This window comes from Pseudomonas sp. S1(2024) (assembly GCF_046557535.1).
On record NZ_JBKGFP010000019.1, the window covers coordinates 24,881 to 39,190 of the forward strand.

Genomic DNA, 14,310 nt, shown 5'->3' on the forward strand with positions numbered 1-14,310 from the left:
GCCTGAAAACTTCGGCCGCGCGCGTATCACCGTGGATACGGCACAGGCCTCACAACGGAATTGATGATGAAACTGTCTTTGCTGGGCCTGGCCATGGGCCTTGCCAGTCAGGCGGCACTCGCCGCCCCCTCCGCCCCGCCCCTGCAGGACAAGCAGGCGTTCATCGACCATCTGATCAGCCAGATGACCGAAGCCGAGAAGATCGGCCAACTGCGCCTGATCAGTATCGGGCCGGAAATGCCCAAGGATAAGATCCGCGAGGAAATTGCCGCCGGGCGCATCGGCGGTACCTTCAACTCACGCACGGCCCCCGAGAACCGCCCCATGCAGGACGCGGCGATGCGTAGCCGGCTGAAGATTCCGATGTTCTTCGCCTACGACACCGTCCACGGCGAACGCACCATTTTCCCGATCGGCCTGGGCATGGCCGCGACCTGGGACATGGACGCCGTCGCCAAGGTCGGCCGCACCGCCGCCATCGAAGCCGCGGCCGACGCCCTGGACATGACCTTCGCACCGATGGTCGACATCGCCCGCGACCCGCGCTGGGGCCGCACCAGTGAAGGCTTCGGCGAGGACACCTACCTGACCTCGAAGATCGGCCAGGTGATGGTCCGCTCGTTCCAGGGCAGCAGCCCGGCCAACCCCGATAGCATCATGGCCATCGTCAAGCACTTCGCCCTGTATGGCGCGGTGGAAGGCGGGCGCGACTACAACACGGTCGATATGAGCCTGCCGAAAATGTACAACGACTACCTGCCACCCTACCGCGCCGCGCTCGACGCTGGTGCCGGCGGGGTGATGGTGGCGCTGAACTCGATCAACGGCGTGCCGGCCACCTCCAATACCTGGCTGATGAACGACCTGCTGCGCAAGGAGTGGGGCTTCAAGGGCGTGACCATCAGCGACCACGGTGCCATCCAGGAACTGATCCGCCATGGCGTCGCCCGCGACGGGCGCGAAGCCGCCAAGCTGGCGATCAAGGCCGGCATCGACATGAGCATGAACGACACCCTGTACGGCGAAGAGCTGCCAGGCCTGCTGAAGTCTGGCGAAGTGACCCAGGCCGAACTGGACCAGGCAGTGCGCGAAGTGCTGGGTGCCAAGTACGACATGGGCCTGTTCAAGGACCCGTACGTGCGCATCGGCAAGGCCGAAACCGACCTGAAGGACTACTACGGCAACGACCGCCTGCACCGCGATGCCGCGCGTGACGTGGCGCGCCGCAGCCTGGTGCTGCTGGAAAACCGCAACCAGACCCTGCCGCTGAAAAAGGCCGGTACCATCGCCCTGGTCGGCCCGCTGGCCGATGCCCCGATCGACATGATGGGCAGCTGGGCTGCCGACGGCAAACCGGTGCACTCGGTGACCGTGCGCGAAGGCCTGCGCCGCGCCGTGGAGGGCAAGGCCAAGCTGGTCTACGCCAAAGGTTCCAATGTCACCGGCGACAAGGCGATGTTCGATTACCTGAACTTCCTCAACTTCGATGCTCCGGAAATCGTCGACGACCCGCGCCCGCCCGCGGTGCTGATCGACGAGGCGGTGAAGGCGGCGAAGCAGTCCGATGTGGTGGTGGCAGTGGTCGGCGAATCCCGCGGCATGTCCCACGAGTCGTCGAGCCGTACCACCCTGGAAATACCGGCCAGTCAGCGGGAGCTGATCAAGGCCCTGAAGGCCACCGGCAAGCCGCTGGTGCTGGTGCTGATGAACGGCCGCCCACTGTCGATTGCCTGGGAACGCGAGCAGGCCGACGCCATTCTGGAAACCTGGTTCGCGGGTACCGAAGGCGGCAACGCGATTGCCGACGTACTGTTCGGCGATTACAACCCGTCCGGCAAGCTGGCCATCACCTTCCCGCGTTCGGTCGGGCAGATCCCGATGTACTACAACCACACCCGTATTGGCCGGCCCTTCACACCGGGCAAGCCGGGCAACTACACCTCGCAGTACTTCGAGGAGCCCAATGGCCCGCTGTACCCGTTCGGCTATGGCCTGAGCTACAGCAGCTTCGAGCTGTCGGGGCTGAAGCTGTCGAACAAGGACCTCAAGCGTGGCGACACGCTGGAGGCCAAGGTGACGGTGAAGAACACCGGCAAGGTGGCAGGCGAGACCGTGGTGCAGCTGTACCTGCAGGATGTATCGGCATCGATGAGCCGCCCGGTGAAGGAACTGAAGAACTTCCAGAAGCTGATGCTCAAGCCTGGCGAGTCGCGCACGTTGAGCTTCCGCATCAGCGAAGAAGACCTGAAGTTCTACAATGGCCAACTGCAACGGGTTGCCGAGCCAGGGGAGTTCAATGTCCAGGTCGGGCTGGATTCCCAGGCGGTGCAACAGCAGAGCTTTGAACTGCTGTAACTGACAGGTTATGCCTGTACCGGCCCCTTCGCGGGCTTGCCCGCTCCCACAGGTAATGCACAGGTCCATCGGGCTGTGAATCTTCTGTAGGAGCGGGCAAGCCCGCGAATAGGCCGGCCCTGATATCCCATTCATCCGGATCCGCCCATGCCCTTTTCCGTTCGCGCCCTGCGTCTGGGGCTGATCTCCCTGCTGATCGTGCTGGGCACCGCCCTCAGCGCCGGCTGGGCCATGCACCAGGCCAAGCGCCAGGCCATGGAAGCCGACGCCCAGCGTGCCAGCCAGCAGTTGGGCCTGTATGCCAATGCCCTGCACACGCTGATCGACCGCTACCGCGCCCTGCCCGCCGTGCTGGCGCTGGACCCGGAACTGATCGCCGCCCTGCGCGGCCCGGTCAGCGAACCGGTGCAGGACGCCTTGAACCGCAAGCTCGAACGCATCAACGGCGCTGCCAACTCCTCCACCCTCGAACTGCTCGACCGCACCGGCCTGGCCATCGCCGCCAGCAACTGGCGGCTGCCCAGCAGCTATGTGGGCTCCAACTACGGTTTCCGCCCCTACTTCAAGCAAACCCGCAGCCAAGGCAGTGGCCGCTTCTACGCCGTGGGCGTGACCAGTGGCGTGCCGGGCTACTTCCTCGCCAGCGCGGTGAACGACGAGCATGGCCGCTTCCTCGGCGCCATGGTGGTTAAGCTGGAGTTCCCCGAACTGGAGCGCGAGTGGCGCCAGGGCAGCGACATCCTGCTGGTCAGCGATGCCCGTGGCATCACCTTCATCGCCAACCAGGACGGCTGGCGCTACCGCGAGCTGCAGCCGCTCAATGGTGCCGACCGTGCCGAACTGGCCGAAACCCGTCAGTACGACAAGCAACCGCTGGTGCCGCTGCAGCACCAGGTGCTGACCCGCTTTGCCGCCAACAGCACCCTCAGCCGCGTGCAAGGCCCGGAGGGTAGCGCCGAGTACCTGTGGGAAAGCCTGCCGCTGGAAAGTGAAAACTGGACCTTGCATCTGCTGCGCAAGCCGCAGGTGGCCGCCGACGGTCGCAATGCCGCCCTCGGTGCCGCCGCCGTATGGCTGAGCCTGGTGTTCGCTGCGCTGTTCGTCAGCCAGCGCCTGCGCCTTGCCCGCCTGCGCCAGCGTAGCCGGGAGGAGCTCAAGCGCCAGGTCGAGGAACGCACCCGTGAGCTGCGCACCGCCCAGGAGGGGCTGGTGCAATCGGCCAAGCTGGCGGCGCTTGGGCAAATGTCGGCGGCCATGGCCCATGAAATCAACCAGCCGCTGACCACCCAGCGCATGCAACTGGAAACCCTGCGTCTGCTGCTCGACCATGGCCGATATGACGAAGCACGCCAGGCACTGGAGCCGCTGGAGCAGATGCTCACGCGCATGGCCGCGCTCACCAGTCACCTGAAAACCTTCGCCCGCAACAGCCCGGTCGGCCTGCGCGAACGCCTCGACCTGGCCACCGTGGTCGACCAGGCACTGCACCTGCTGGAGGCGCGTATTCGCAGCGAAGAAGTGGAGGTAGCCCTGTACCTGGCGCGCCCGGCCTGGGTGCGCGGCGATGCCATTCGCCTGGAGCAGGTGCTGATCAACCTGCTGCGCAATGCCCTCGACGCCATGGCCGACAAGCGCTACAAACGCCTGGAGATCCGTATCGAGCCCGACGGCGAGCTATGGCGTCTGAGCGTGCTGGATTCGGGTGGCGGCATTGCCGAGGCCAACCTGGCCAAGGTCTTCGACCCATTCTTCACCACCAAGCCGGTGGGTGAAGGCCTTGGGCTGGGGCTAGCCATCTCCTACGGCATTGTCCACGAGGCCGGCGGCAAGCTGCAGGCCGAAAACCTGCCTGGCGGCGCGCGCCTGAGCCTTACCCTGCCCCGTGACCTGGAGCCTGCATGTTGAATTCAGTGATCGTCGTTGATGATGAAGCCAGTATCCGCACGGCGGTCGAGCAATGGCTGAGCCTGTCGGGCTTCAGCGTGCAACTGTTCGCCCGCGCCGAAGAATGCCTGGCACACCTGCCACGGCACTTTCCCGGGGTGATCATCAGCGATGTACGCATGCCGGGCATGGATGGCCTGCAGTTGCTCGAACGCCTGCAGGCGGACGACCCCGACTTGCCGGTGATCCTGCTGACCGGCCACGGCGATGTGCCCATGGCAGTGGAAGCCATGCGCAGCGGGGCCTACGACTTCCTGGAAAAACCCTTTACCCCGCAGCACCTGCTGGGCAGCCTGCGCAGGGCCCTGGAAAAGCGCCAGCTGGTCTTGGAAAACCGCCGGCTGCACGAGCAGGCCGATCTCAAGTCACGCCTGGAAGGCACACTGCTGGGTATGTCCCAGGGCCTGCAACAGCTGCGTCGGCAAGTGCTGGACCTGGCCAGCCTGCCGGTCAATGTGCTGATCCGCGGCGAAACGGGCAGTGGCAAAGAGCGCGTGGCCCGCTGCCTGCACGATTTTGGCCCGCGCGCCGACAAGCCGTTCGTCGCCCTCAATTGTGCAGCCATCCCCGAGTCGCTGTTCGAGGCCGAGCTGTTCGGCCATGAAAGCGGCGCCTTTACCGGCGCACAGGGCAAGCGCATCGGCAAGCTTGAGTACGCCAACGGTGGCACGGTGTTCCTCGACGAAATCGAAAGCATGCCACTGGCCCAACAGGCCAAGCTGCTGCGGGTGATCCAGGAACAGAAGCTGGAACGCCTGGGGGCCAACCAGAGCATCAGCGTCGACCTGCGCATCATTGCCGCGACCAAGCCCGACCTGCTCGAAGAAGCCCGCGCCGGGCGCTTTCGCGAAGACCTTGCCTATCGCCTGAACGTGGCCGAGTTGCGCCTGGCGCCGTTGCGTGAACGGCGTGAGGACATTCCACTGCTGTTCGAGCACTTTGCCCGTGCCGCCGGCGAAAAGCTTGGTCGCGCAGCCCCGCCACTGTCGGGCGCGCAACTGGCGCAGCTGCTGTCGCATGACTGGCCGGGCAACGTGCGTGAGCTGGCCAACGCAGCGGAACGGCATGCATTGGGGCTGGGCTCGCCGAACATCGAGGTGACGCCTGCCGGGCAGTCGTTGAGCGAACAGATGGAAGCGTTCGAGGCGCAATGCCTGCGCGCGGCGCTGCGCCAGCACGGGGGCGAAATCAAGGCGGTGATGGAGGCCTTGCAGCTGCCGCGGCGCACGCTGAACGAAAAGATGCAGAGGCATGGGTTGGTGCGCGAGGACTTCATTGGGCGGGAATGAGCGGAAATCCGCTTATCTCGCTCAATCAGTAAGCAAAAAACCGCTCATTAATCTGATTTTCCGGGGCTGCTTTGCAGCCCTTCGCGGGCACGCCCGCTCCCACAAGGAAATGCGCCACGTCAGGAATAACGCGGCTTCTGTGGGAGCGGGCGTGCCCGCGAAGGGGCGCACAGCGCCCCCATTTGAAGCCCAATGCACCCATTTGGCACACCTTCTGCAATCACCTGTGCAAGCTGCGCCACGGCGCGCTCCACAAAAACAACGAGAAGGTATCCCTGATGGATAATGCCACCTCCCTGCCAGCCGGGGCGTCCACCGCGCCTGCCACAGAAAAAACCACCGCCAGCCGCCTGAAGTCGATCTTCAGCGGGTCCATCGGCAACATGGTCGAATGGTACGACTGGTACGTCTACGCCGCATTCTCGCTGTACTTCGCCAAGGCCTTCTTCCCGGCCGGCGATTCCACCGCACAATTGCTCAATACCGCCGCGATCTTCGCCGTGGGCTTCCTCATGCGCCCGATCGGTGGCTGGTTGATGGGCCTGTACGCCGACCGCAAAGGCCGCAAGGCCGCATTGATGGCCTCGGTACTGTTGATGTGCGCAGGCTCGCTGGTCATCGCCCTGACCCCGGGTTACGAAACCATCGGAGTCGCCGCACCCATCCTGCTGGTCATTGCACGCCTGATGCAGGGCCTGTCGGTGGGTGGTGAATACGGCACCTCGGCCACCTACCTCAGCGAGATGGCCAGCAAGGACCGCCGTGGCTTCTTCTCCAGCTTCCAGTACGTCACCCTGATCTCCGGCCAGCTCATCGCCCTGGCGGTACTGATCGTCCTGCAACAGACCCTGACCACCGAGCAGCTGTATGCCTGGGGCTGGCGCGTACCGTTCGTGATCGGTGCGCTGTGCGCCGTGGTGGCCCTGTACCTGCGTCGCGGCATGGAAGAAACCGCCTCCTTCACCAAGAAGGAAAAGGCCAAGGAGAGCCTGATGCGCACCCTGCTGCGCCACCCCAAGGAGCTGATGACCGTGGTCGGGCTGACCATGGGCGGCACCCTGGCCTTCTACACCTACACCACCTACATGCAGAAGTACCTGGTCAACACCGTTGGCATGAGCATCAGCGACTCGACCACCATCTCGGCCGCCACGCTGTTCCTGTTCATGTGCCTGCAGCCGGTGATCGGCGGCCTGTCCGACAAGATCGGTCGACGCCCGATCCTGATCGCCTTCGGCGTGCTCGGCACCCTGTTCACCGTACCGATCCTCAGCACCCTGCACACCATCCAGACCTGGTGGGGCGCGTTCTTCCTGATCATGGCGGCGCTGATCATCGTCAGCGGCTACACCTCGATCAACGCCGTGGTCAAAGCCGAGCTGTTCCCCACCGAAATCCGCGCCCTGGGCGTGGGCCTGCCGTACGCGCTGACCGTGTCGATCTTCGGCGGCACCGCCGAGTACGTGGCCCTGTGGTTCAAGAGCGCCGGCATGGAGAGTGGCTTCTACTGGTACGTGACCGCCTGCATCGCCTGCTCGCTGCTGGTTTACGCAACCATGAAGGACACCAAGCAGCACTCGCGGATTACCACTGAGTGAGTGTGAGCTTGCGGTAATGAATAAGGGCGCCCCGTTTTCGGGGCGCCTTTTTTCATACATGCGAATGCGTCATGCAATCCAGGTGTACGGTTTGAGGGCTCCAGCGCATGCGAGACGCACCGCGCGGACGGCGCTTGATTTCAGCAACAGCGCAAACATCAAGCCATACCTCCGAAGCCTTCTGATGAGCCGATTAGAAATCCTAATCGGCTCACAATGTGAGCCGAATAGCCCAATTAATCGGCTCACTGGTATCGGAAAGCAGGCTCAGGACATCTCCAACGCCTGACGCGGCTCACGGCGCTGGTACCAGGTGGCCATCAGCACCAGTACCAGCAACACCCCGCCCAGCACCGCCGAAGAGCCGACCGTGCCGAAGTCCAAACCGCCCTTCTCGTGGGGTTTGGTGAGGAAGTCGCCCAAGGTGGCGCCGAACGGGCGGGTAAGCACGAACGCGACCCAGAACAACACCACGCCAGGGATGCGTGTCCAGTAGCGGGCCACCACTACCAAGGCGATGGCACTGCCGATCAACAGTGCGCCACCGGCAAAACCGAGCCCCGAGTCATCGGCCAGGTAATCGCCCAGCGCCGTGCCGAGGGTGTTGGAAAACAGGATCGCCACCCAGTAGAACAATTCGCCCGTGCGGTTCTTGATGCGGGTGACATCCAGCGGGTTGCCGCTCAGGCGCCATACCAGGAAGGTCAGCAGCAGGATGCCGATGAGGATGGCCGAACCCGCGGCGTAGCCCAGGCCCAGGGTGCGGTCCATGAAGTCGGACATGGTGGTGCCGGCGGTGCTGGTGGAGAGGATCACCAGCCAGTACAGCATCGGGTGGTAGCGGCGCGAGTACAGCTGGCCGAGCAAGGTCAGCAGGAACACGCTGATAAGCAGCAACGAACTGAGGGCATAGCCGATGTTCAGGGTCATCGACAGCAAATCCCCCGCCGTTTCGCCAAGGGTGGTAGCGCAGATCTTCATGACCCAGAAGGCCAAGGTGATTTGCGGAAGTTTGTTCATTGTTGTGCCGCTCCGGTTTGAGGTGCGGCGATGGTGCTGAGCAGCATTTGAAAAATCGGTTGGTGATGTATGAAAAATGCGTTCAGCAGCCTTCAATGACAGATTTTTCATCCTTAACGCCCCATTAATTCCACCGCCTCAAGCTGAAATGGCTGGCAGAACGTCGGCGCATGGGCGGACACATCCTGAGCCAGAACCGCTGCCCGAGCCACAAGATGCACGCCAATACATATCGAACAATTCGATTTTTAAGCGCTACTATTTGCGCTTTTTAATCAAATTAATCGGCGTAGGATTAAACCCATAGAAACAAAACAACCTCAAAAACCCCTGGAGCAACGACCATGAAAAACAAACTGATCCTCACCCTGGCCCTCTCGGTTTTCGCTGCTGGCGCCTTCGCCGAAGATGGCTTCAACCGCACCAACGCCCACACCTTCGCAGCGACCCAGAGCCAATCCGCTGCCTACGCTGAAGATGGTTTCGACCGCACTGGCGGCCAGCGCTTCGCTGAAGATGGTTTCGACCGCACTGGTGGCCAGCGCTTCGCCGAAGACGGCTTCGACCGCACCGGTGGCCAGCGCTTCGCCGAAGACGGCTTCGACCGCACTGGTGGTCAACGCTTCGCCGAAGACGGCTTCGACCGCACTGGTGGCCAGCGCTTCGCCGAAGACGGCTTCAACCGCACCAACGCCCACCGCATCAGCTGATCCCTGATGCGAGCACCCAGCCCGGCTTCGGCCGGGCTTGATCATTTTCAGGCGGGCACAGGCTTGGCACACTAGGCGCCTTGTCCACCAGGAGGTAGGGCCAGCAAGCCCAGCACAGATGTATTACTACGAACCCGCAAAAGGCCACGGCCTGCCCCACGACCCGTTCAACGCCATCGTCGGCCCCCGCCCTATCGGCTGGATCTCCTCACAGGACCGCGAAGGCCGCCTGAACCTGGCGCCCTACAGCTTCTTCAACGCCTTCAACTACATCCCGCCAATCATCGGTTTCTGCAGCGTCGGGCGCAAAGACAGCCTGAACAACATCGAGCAGACCGGCGAGTTCGTCTGGAACCTGGCCACTCGCCCGTTGGCCGAGCAGATGAACCAGAGCTGCGCACCGGTTGCCGCCGAGGTAAGCGAATTCGAATTGAGCGGCCTCACCGCCACGCCATCGAGCATCGTCAATGTGCCGCGTGTCGGCGAAACCCCAGTGGCCTTCGAGTGCAAGGTCAGCCAGATCGTCCAGCTCAAGCGGGCCGACCAGGAACTGGTGCCCAGCTGGTTGATCCTGGGTGAAGTGGTGGCGGTGCACATTGCCGAGCACCTGTTGAAGAACGGTATCTACGATACCGCTGCCGCCGAGCCGATCCTGCGTGGTGGTGGCCCGGCAGACTATTTCGAGCTGGGCAACCTGTTCAAGATGGCCCGCCCACCGGCCTGATCACCAGATCAGCTCACCCTCTTCGCTGACGCCCTGCAGGCGTTGCAGCTCGGCCGTGGCCGCTTCATCGGCGGCCACGGCGCCCTTGAACACCTGGCCGTCGAGAATCTTGTGAAAGCGCGGCGCACCGCCCATGCCCAGGGCCTTGACCGCGATGGCCGCGTTGTAGCCGCCACCTTCCACCGGGACCATCGCCGAAACCGCTTCGAAATGCGGGAATTCCCTACGTGCCATGTTGCTATCTACCTGGTTGATCAAGGGCAGCATCTTACCCTATTCACCTGTACCGGCCCTATCGCCGGCAAGCCAGCTCCCACAGGTGCTGCACCGCTCTCGAAACCTGCGATAAACCTGTGGGAGCTGGCTTGCCGGCGATAAGGCCAGAATAGGCAACACCTCAATCAAAGGTATGCAGATCCAGGCTGCTGACCACCTGCGCCTGTACCAACTCACCAAACACCTCCAGGGTCGGCGAAGCAAAATAGCCACTCATCGCCTGCTGGTCTTGCCAGCTGCCACTGAGCAACCATAAATCGGCATCAGCCTGCGAACGCTGCACCGAAAAACTCAGGCAGCCCGGTGCCCGCAACGAGGGCTCGAGCAGATCCCGCAGGCGCGCGCCCAGCTCCGCCGAGCGCCCGCTGCTGGCACGGATGAAAGCAAGGTGGGTGACCGGTTGTGTCGGGGTCATTGCACAATCTCCTTGAAGCAGGCGGACGAAAAAGCCAGGCTGCCAAGGTTAGGGCCTCGCCCGCGCGACGCGTTAGGCCATTACTGCACGCCGATTGCCTGATCCTGCAGCGCGGCAGGATCAGGCAATCGGCGTGCAGCTTTTGACTAGCGCCCGCCATTGCCCAAACCTATGCTGCGTCGGTCAGCAGAGGAAAGCCATCATGACCATCGCCACGTCCATCGACCCAAGCCTGGAACTGCAACGCCAGGAGCTGGCCGAGCTGATCCGCCGCCACGCCGGGGAGCCTCACGGCCCGGCATCAGCCATCGATGACCTGTACCTGGTGCGCTACACCGAAAACGTGCGCTCGGTACCGACGCTGGCGCAACCCGCGCTGTGCATCCTCGCCCAGGGCAGCAAAAGCCTGTTCCTGGGTGACGAGCAATACGCCTACGACCCGCTGCACTACATGGTGGTCTCGGTAACCTTGCCGCTTAGCGGCGTAAAGCTCGACGCCAGCCCCGAGCACCCGAGCCTTGGCCTGCGCATGGACCTGGACCCAGCCGAAATAAGCCAGCTGATCGCCGAAAGCGGGCCGATGCTGGTGCCCAACCGGCCTTCCGGTCGTGGCTTGTATGTGGAGAGAACCGACGCCGCGTTGCTCGACGCCTTGCTGCGGCTGATACGCCTGCTGGACACCCCTCGCGACATCGCGATGCTGGCGCCGCTGTTCCGCCGGGAGATTCTGTACCGCCTGCTGCGAGGGCCGCAGGGCTATCGGTTGTACGAAATTGCCTTGGCCAACAGCCAGACCCACCGGGTTTGTCAGGCCATCACCTGGCTCAACCAGAACTACCAGCGGCCTTTGCGCATCGAGGATCTGGCGCGTGAAGTCAACCTCAGCACCTCGACCTTGCACCACCGGTTCAAGGCCGTGACGTCGATGAGCCCGTTGCAGTACCAGAAGCAACTGCGCCTGCAGGAGGCGCGGCGATTGATGCTCAATGACGGCCTCGAGGCAGCGGTGGCGGCCTACCGGGTGGGGTATGAAAGCCCGTCACAGTTCAGCCGTGAATACAGCCGGCTGTATGGCGCGCCGCCGATTCGTGATGTGGCCAGATTGCGGGCGACTGCTGGCTGAAGTTTTGAACGGCAGTACCGGCCCTTTCGCGGGCTCGCCCGCTCCCACAGGTACAGCACAATACTCAAAGCCTGTGCAAAAACCTGTGGGAGCGGGCAAGCCCGCGAAAGGGCCGATACTGGCAATAGATTTACTTCAACCCGACACAGCTCCCTGCCACTGATTCTGGTCAACCTGGATCAAGGTCGGCCCCTTGCGCTCCACTGCCTGCCCCAACGCCACCTGCAGCTGCGCCACATCTGCCACCTGCTCCGCCGCCGCGCCCAGGGCCCGCGCCACACCGATGAAGTCCGGCGTATGGATATCCACCCCGACTGGCTCGATGGCCCGGTTGACCATGTACTTCTTGATTTCCTCGTACCCCTGGTTGTTCCACAGCAGCACGATCAGCGGCACCTGCGCTTCCACCGCGCTGGCCAGCTCCGGCAAGGTGAACTGCAAACCGCCATCACCAATCAGGCACACCGCAGGGGCACGCTCACCGACCTGCTCCGCGCTGCCCAGCCAGGCGCCCATGGCCGCCGGCAATGCGTAACCCAAGGTGCCGTAGCCGGTCGAAGCGTTAAACCAACGGCGTGGCTGGTCCATGTCCAGGGTCAGGTTGCCGGTGTACACCGGCTGGGTCGAATCGCCCACCAGAATGGCATTGGGCAGACGCTCGAGAATCGCACTCAGCAGACGCGTCTGGCTCAAGGTCGGCTGGTCCCAACCCGCCGCCAGTGCCTGGCGCAGCTTGGCCACCCGAGCCTCGCCCCACGTGCTCTCACGCACGGATTGCGGCAGCGCCTGCAAGGCACCGAGCAGCGCCTCGGCGGCCAGTTCGGCATCGGCCACCAGCGACAGCTCCGGCAGGTAATTGCGCACGGTCTGGTCCGGGTCGATGTCGATGCGCAACAGGCTGCCCGGGATCTCGAAACCACCTTTGAAGGTGACGTCATAGTCGGTTTCGGCCAGTTCGGTGCCGATCGCCAGCACCACATCGGCGTCGGCCACCAGCGCCCGCGTGGCTGGCAGTGACTGGGTCGAGCCAATCTGCAGCGGGTGGCTGGCCGGCAGCAGCCCCTTGGCATTGATGGTCAGCGCCACCGGCGCCTGCAGGTGTTCGGCCAGGCGCGCCAGCGCAGCGCCCGCGGCCAATGCGCCGCCCCCGGCCAGGATCAATGGCCGCCGTGCATTGGCCAGGCGCTCGGCCATCTGCGCCACTGCCTGCGGCGCTGCCCCCGCCCGGTTGCTGCGCACCACGCGCCCCGGCAGCAGGTGATCGGCCGGTTCGACCAGCACGTCGAGCGGGATCTCGATATGCACCGGGCGCGGCCGGGCGCCTTCGAACACGGCGAATGCCCGAGCCAGCACCTGCGGCAGGTCATCGGCACTCATCAGGGTGTGGGAAAACGCCGCCACACCCGACACCAGCGCGGCCTGGTTGGGCAACTCATGCAGCTTGCCACGGCCACCGCCCAACTGGTCGCGGGATTGCACGCTGGAAATCACCAGCATCGGGATCGAGTCGGCATAGGCCTGGCCCATGGCGGTGGTGATGTTGGTCATGCCCGGGCCGGTGATGATGAAGCACACCCCCGGTTTGCCGCGGGTCCGCGCATAGCCGTCGGCCATGAACCCGGCCCCCTGCTCGTGGCGCGGGGTGACATGGCGGATGGACGAGCCGGCCAGGCCGCGGTAGAGCTCCACGGTATGTACACCAGGAATGCCGAAGACATGGTCAACGCCATAGCCTTCAAGGAGTTTTACCAGTACTTCGCCGCAGGTCGCCATTGGGTTTCACCGTGAATCTTGGTTGGGTTATGCCCCTATTGGACCCAGCCACGGCTATCGCCACAATGCAAAAAAACACATACTAGCCATGTTCTGCAATCATGGCTCAGCACAATGAAACGCCTCCCGCCCCTGCCCGCCCTGCATACCTTCCTGGTCACCGCCCAGCACTGCAATTTCACCCGTGCCGGGCAGCAGTTGCATATCACCCAGGGCGCCGTCAGCCGGCAGATCGCGGCCCTCGAAGAGCATCTGGGTTATGCCTTGTTCCAGCGCCAGGCCCGTGGGTTGAGCCTGACCCGTGAAGGCCAGGACTGGCTGCCAAGGGTGCAACAGGTATTTGCGCTGATTGAACAAGGGGTGCGCGAGGTGGGTGGGCGCAGCACTACCTTGCAGCTCAAGGCACCGACCTGCGTGATGCGCTGGCTGCTGCCACGCCTGATGGAATGGCAGGCGCTACGCCCGGATGTACCGGTGGAGCTGACCACCACGGTGCAACATGGAGTGGACTTTCGCCGCGAGGGTTTCGATGCGGCGGTGGTGTATGGCGATGCGCCGAACCATGGGCTGCGCGTGCGCAAGCTGTTCGATGAGCAGCTGACGCCGGTGTGCGCACCGTCATTGCGCGAGGGGCCGGTACCGTTGCAGCAGGTCGAGGACCTGGCGCGACACATGCTGCTGCACCCCTCGCGGAATGAGCATGACTGGCGGTTGTGGCTGCAGGCAGCCGGGGCAACGCTGGCCATTCAAGGCCCGAAGCAGCATTTCGAGACACTGGACATGGCGATGGCCATGGCCTCGCAGGGGACCGGCGTGGCTATCGGCGACTGGTCGCTGATCGGCGATGACTTGCGCGGGGGGCGGTTGTGCATGCCGTTTGCGCTGAAAGTGATGACCGGCAAGGGCTATTACCTGGTGAGCCAGGCCAAGAGCTTGCCGGCGGGGTTGGGGGAGTTGCTGGATTGGCTGGAACACCAGGCCAGCCAGTGAGGGCCTCTTCGCGGGCACGCCCGCGAAGCAGGCGACTCAATAGCCGACAGTGAAACGCTGCCGCGAATGCGCCGGTTTTTCCAGTTCATCGAG

Annotated in this window: 12 protein-coding genes; 8 read left to right on the forward strand and 4 right to left on the reverse strand. The window is 63.7% G+C overall.

Annotated features, from left to right (window positions below):
- Nucleotides 1-63 precede the first annotated feature (63 nt).
- From bglX to ACLCGK_RS08340, 4 genes are all read left to right on the forward strand, one after another.
- On the forward strand, nucleotides 64-2,355 hold the full coding sequence (bglX, locus tag ACLCGK_RS08325) for a beta-glucosidase BglX (protein ID WP_410951804.1): 2,292 nt from the start codon (nucleotides 64-66) through the stop codon (nucleotides 2,353-2,355).
- Nucleotides 2,356-2,502: 147 nt separating this feature from the next.
- Nucleotides 2,503-4,260 carry an ATP-binding protein gene (locus tag ACLCGK_RS08330; RefSeq protein ID WP_015271634.1) on the forward strand — a complete coding sequence of 586 codons (1,758 nt, stop codon included), beginning with the start codon at nucleotides 2,503-2,505 and terminating at the stop codon, nucleotides 4,258-4,260.
- A complete protein-coding gene (locus ACLCGK_RS08335) occupies nucleotides 4,254-5,588 on the forward strand; it encodes a sigma-54-dependent transcriptional regulator (protein WP_039613761.1) in 1,335 nt (444 codons plus the stop codon). The genes ACLCGK_RS08330 and ACLCGK_RS08335 overlap by 7 nt, the downstream gene beginning before the upstream one ends.
- 278 nt (nucleotides 5,589-5,866) lie before the next feature.
- On the forward strand, nucleotides 5,867-7,186 hold the full coding sequence (locus ACLCGK_RS08340; RefSeq protein ID WP_003258436.1) for an MFS transporter: 1,320 nt from the start codon (nucleotides 5,867-5,869) through the stop codon (nucleotides 7,184-7,186).
- A 267-nt stretch (nucleotides 7,187-7,453) separates the two neighbouring features.
- Here ACLCGK_RS08340 and ACLCGK_RS08345 read toward each other — a convergent pair whose 3' ends face one another.
- Complete coding sequence (locus tag ACLCGK_RS08345; protein WP_025340470.1) at nucleotides 7,454-8,206, reverse strand: membrane protein; 753 nt, start codon at nucleotides 8,204-8,206, stop codon at nucleotides 7,454-7,456.
- A 344-nt stretch (nucleotides 8,207-8,550) separates the two neighbouring features.
- On the opposite strand from ACLCGK_RS08345, the gene ACLCGK_RS08350 reads away from it, so the two are divergent.
- Both ACLCGK_RS08350 and ACLCGK_RS08355 read left to right on the forward strand, forming a co-directional pair.
- Entirely contained in the window at nucleotides 8,551-8,916 is a 366-nt protein-coding gene (locus ACLCGK_RS08350) for a hypothetical protein (RefSeq protein WP_015271636.1), read from the forward strand.
- Between the two features lie 118 nt (nucleotides 8,917-9,034).
- A complete protein-coding gene (locus tag ACLCGK_RS08355) occupies nucleotides 9,035-9,640 on the forward strand; it encodes a flavin reductase family protein (RefSeq protein WP_410951805.1) in 606 nt (201 codons plus the stop codon).
- On the opposite strand, the gene ACLCGK_RS08360 is transcribed toward ACLCGK_RS08355, so the two are convergent.
- Entirely contained in the window at nucleotides 9,641-9,907 is a 267-nt protein-coding gene (locus tag ACLCGK_RS08360) for a hypothetical protein (protein WP_015271637.1), read from the reverse strand.
- A gap of 130 nt (nucleotides 9,908-10,037) precedes the next feature.
- A complete protein-coding gene (locus ACLCGK_RS08365) occupies nucleotides 10,038-10,331 on the reverse strand; it encodes a putative quinol monooxygenase (protein WP_015271638.1) in 294 nt (97 codons plus the stop codon).
- Between the two features lie 202 nt (nucleotides 10,332-10,533).
- On the opposite strand from ACLCGK_RS08365, the gene ACLCGK_RS08370 reads away from it, so the two are divergent.
- On the forward strand, nucleotides 10,534-11,454 hold the full coding sequence (locus tag ACLCGK_RS08370) for an AraC family transcriptional regulator (protein ID WP_003258430.1): 921 nt from the start codon (nucleotides 10,534-10,536) through the stop codon (nucleotides 11,452-11,454).
- A gap of 135 nt (nucleotides 11,455-11,589) precedes the next feature.
- On the opposite strand, the gene ACLCGK_RS08375 is transcribed toward ACLCGK_RS08370, so the two are convergent.
- On the reverse strand, nucleotides 11,590-13,227 hold the full coding sequence (locus ACLCGK_RS08375; protein WP_410951806.1) for a 5-guanidino-2-oxopentanoate decarboxylase: 1,638 nt from the start codon (nucleotides 13,225-13,227) through the stop codon (nucleotides 11,590-11,592).
- 114 nt (nucleotides 13,228-13,341) lie between these two features.
- On the opposite strand from ACLCGK_RS08375, the gene ACLCGK_RS08380 reads away from it, so the two are divergent.
- The gene (locus tag ACLCGK_RS08380; protein WP_015271640.1) at nucleotides 13,342-14,217 is read left to right on the forward strand and encodes a LysR substrate-binding domain-containing protein; all 876 of its coding nucleotides are present in this window, start codon (nucleotides 13,342-13,344) and stop codon (nucleotides 14,215-14,217) included.
- The last annotated feature ends 93 nt before the right edge of the window (nucleotides 14,218-14,310 follow it).

Coding starts and splice junctions, on each gene's coding strand:
- bglX (WP_410951804.1), top strand. CDS start 64: ATGATGAAACTGTCTTTGCTGGGCCTGGCCATGGGCCTTGCCAGTCAG.
- ACLCGK_RS08330 (WP_015271634.1), top strand. CDS start 2,503: ATGCCCTTTTCCGTTCGCGCCCTGCGTCTGGGGCTGATCTCCCTGCTG.
- ACLCGK_RS08335 (WP_039613761.1), top strand. CDS start 4,254: ATGTTGAATTCAGTGATCGTCGTTGATGATGAAGCCAGTATCCGCACG.
- ACLCGK_RS08340 (WP_003258436.1), top strand. CDS start 5,867: ATGGATAATGCCACCTCCCTGCCAGCCGGGGCGTCCACCGCGCCTGCC.
- ACLCGK_RS08345 (WP_025340470.1), bottom strand. CDS start 8,206: ATGAACAAACTTCCGCAAATCACCTTGGCCTTCTGGGTCATGAAGATC.
- ACLCGK_RS08350 (WP_015271636.1), top strand. CDS start 8,551: ATGAAAAACAAACTGATCCTCACCCTGGCCCTCTCGGTTTTCGCTGCT.
- ACLCGK_RS08355 (WP_410951805.1), top strand. CDS start 9,035: ATGTATTACTACGAACCCGCAAAAGGCCACGGCCTGCCCCACGACCCG.
- ACLCGK_RS08360 (WP_015271637.1), bottom strand. CDS start 9,907: ATGCTGCCCTTGATCAACCAGGTAGATAGCAACATGGCACGTAGGGAA.
- ACLCGK_RS08365 (WP_015271638.1), bottom strand. CDS start 10,331: ATGACCCCGACACAACCGGTCACCCACCTTGCTTTCATCCGTGCCAGC.
- ACLCGK_RS08370 (WP_003258430.1), top strand. CDS start 10,534: ATGACCATCGCCACGTCCATCGACCCAAGCCTGGAACTGCAACGCCAG.
- ACLCGK_RS08375 (WP_410951806.1), bottom strand. CDS start 13,227: ATGGCGACCTGCGGCGAAGTACTGGTAAAACTCCTTGAAGGCTATGGC.
- ACLCGK_RS08380 (WP_015271640.1), top strand. CDS start 13,342: ATGAAACGCCTCCCGCCCCTGCCCGCCCTGCATACCTTCCTGGTCACC.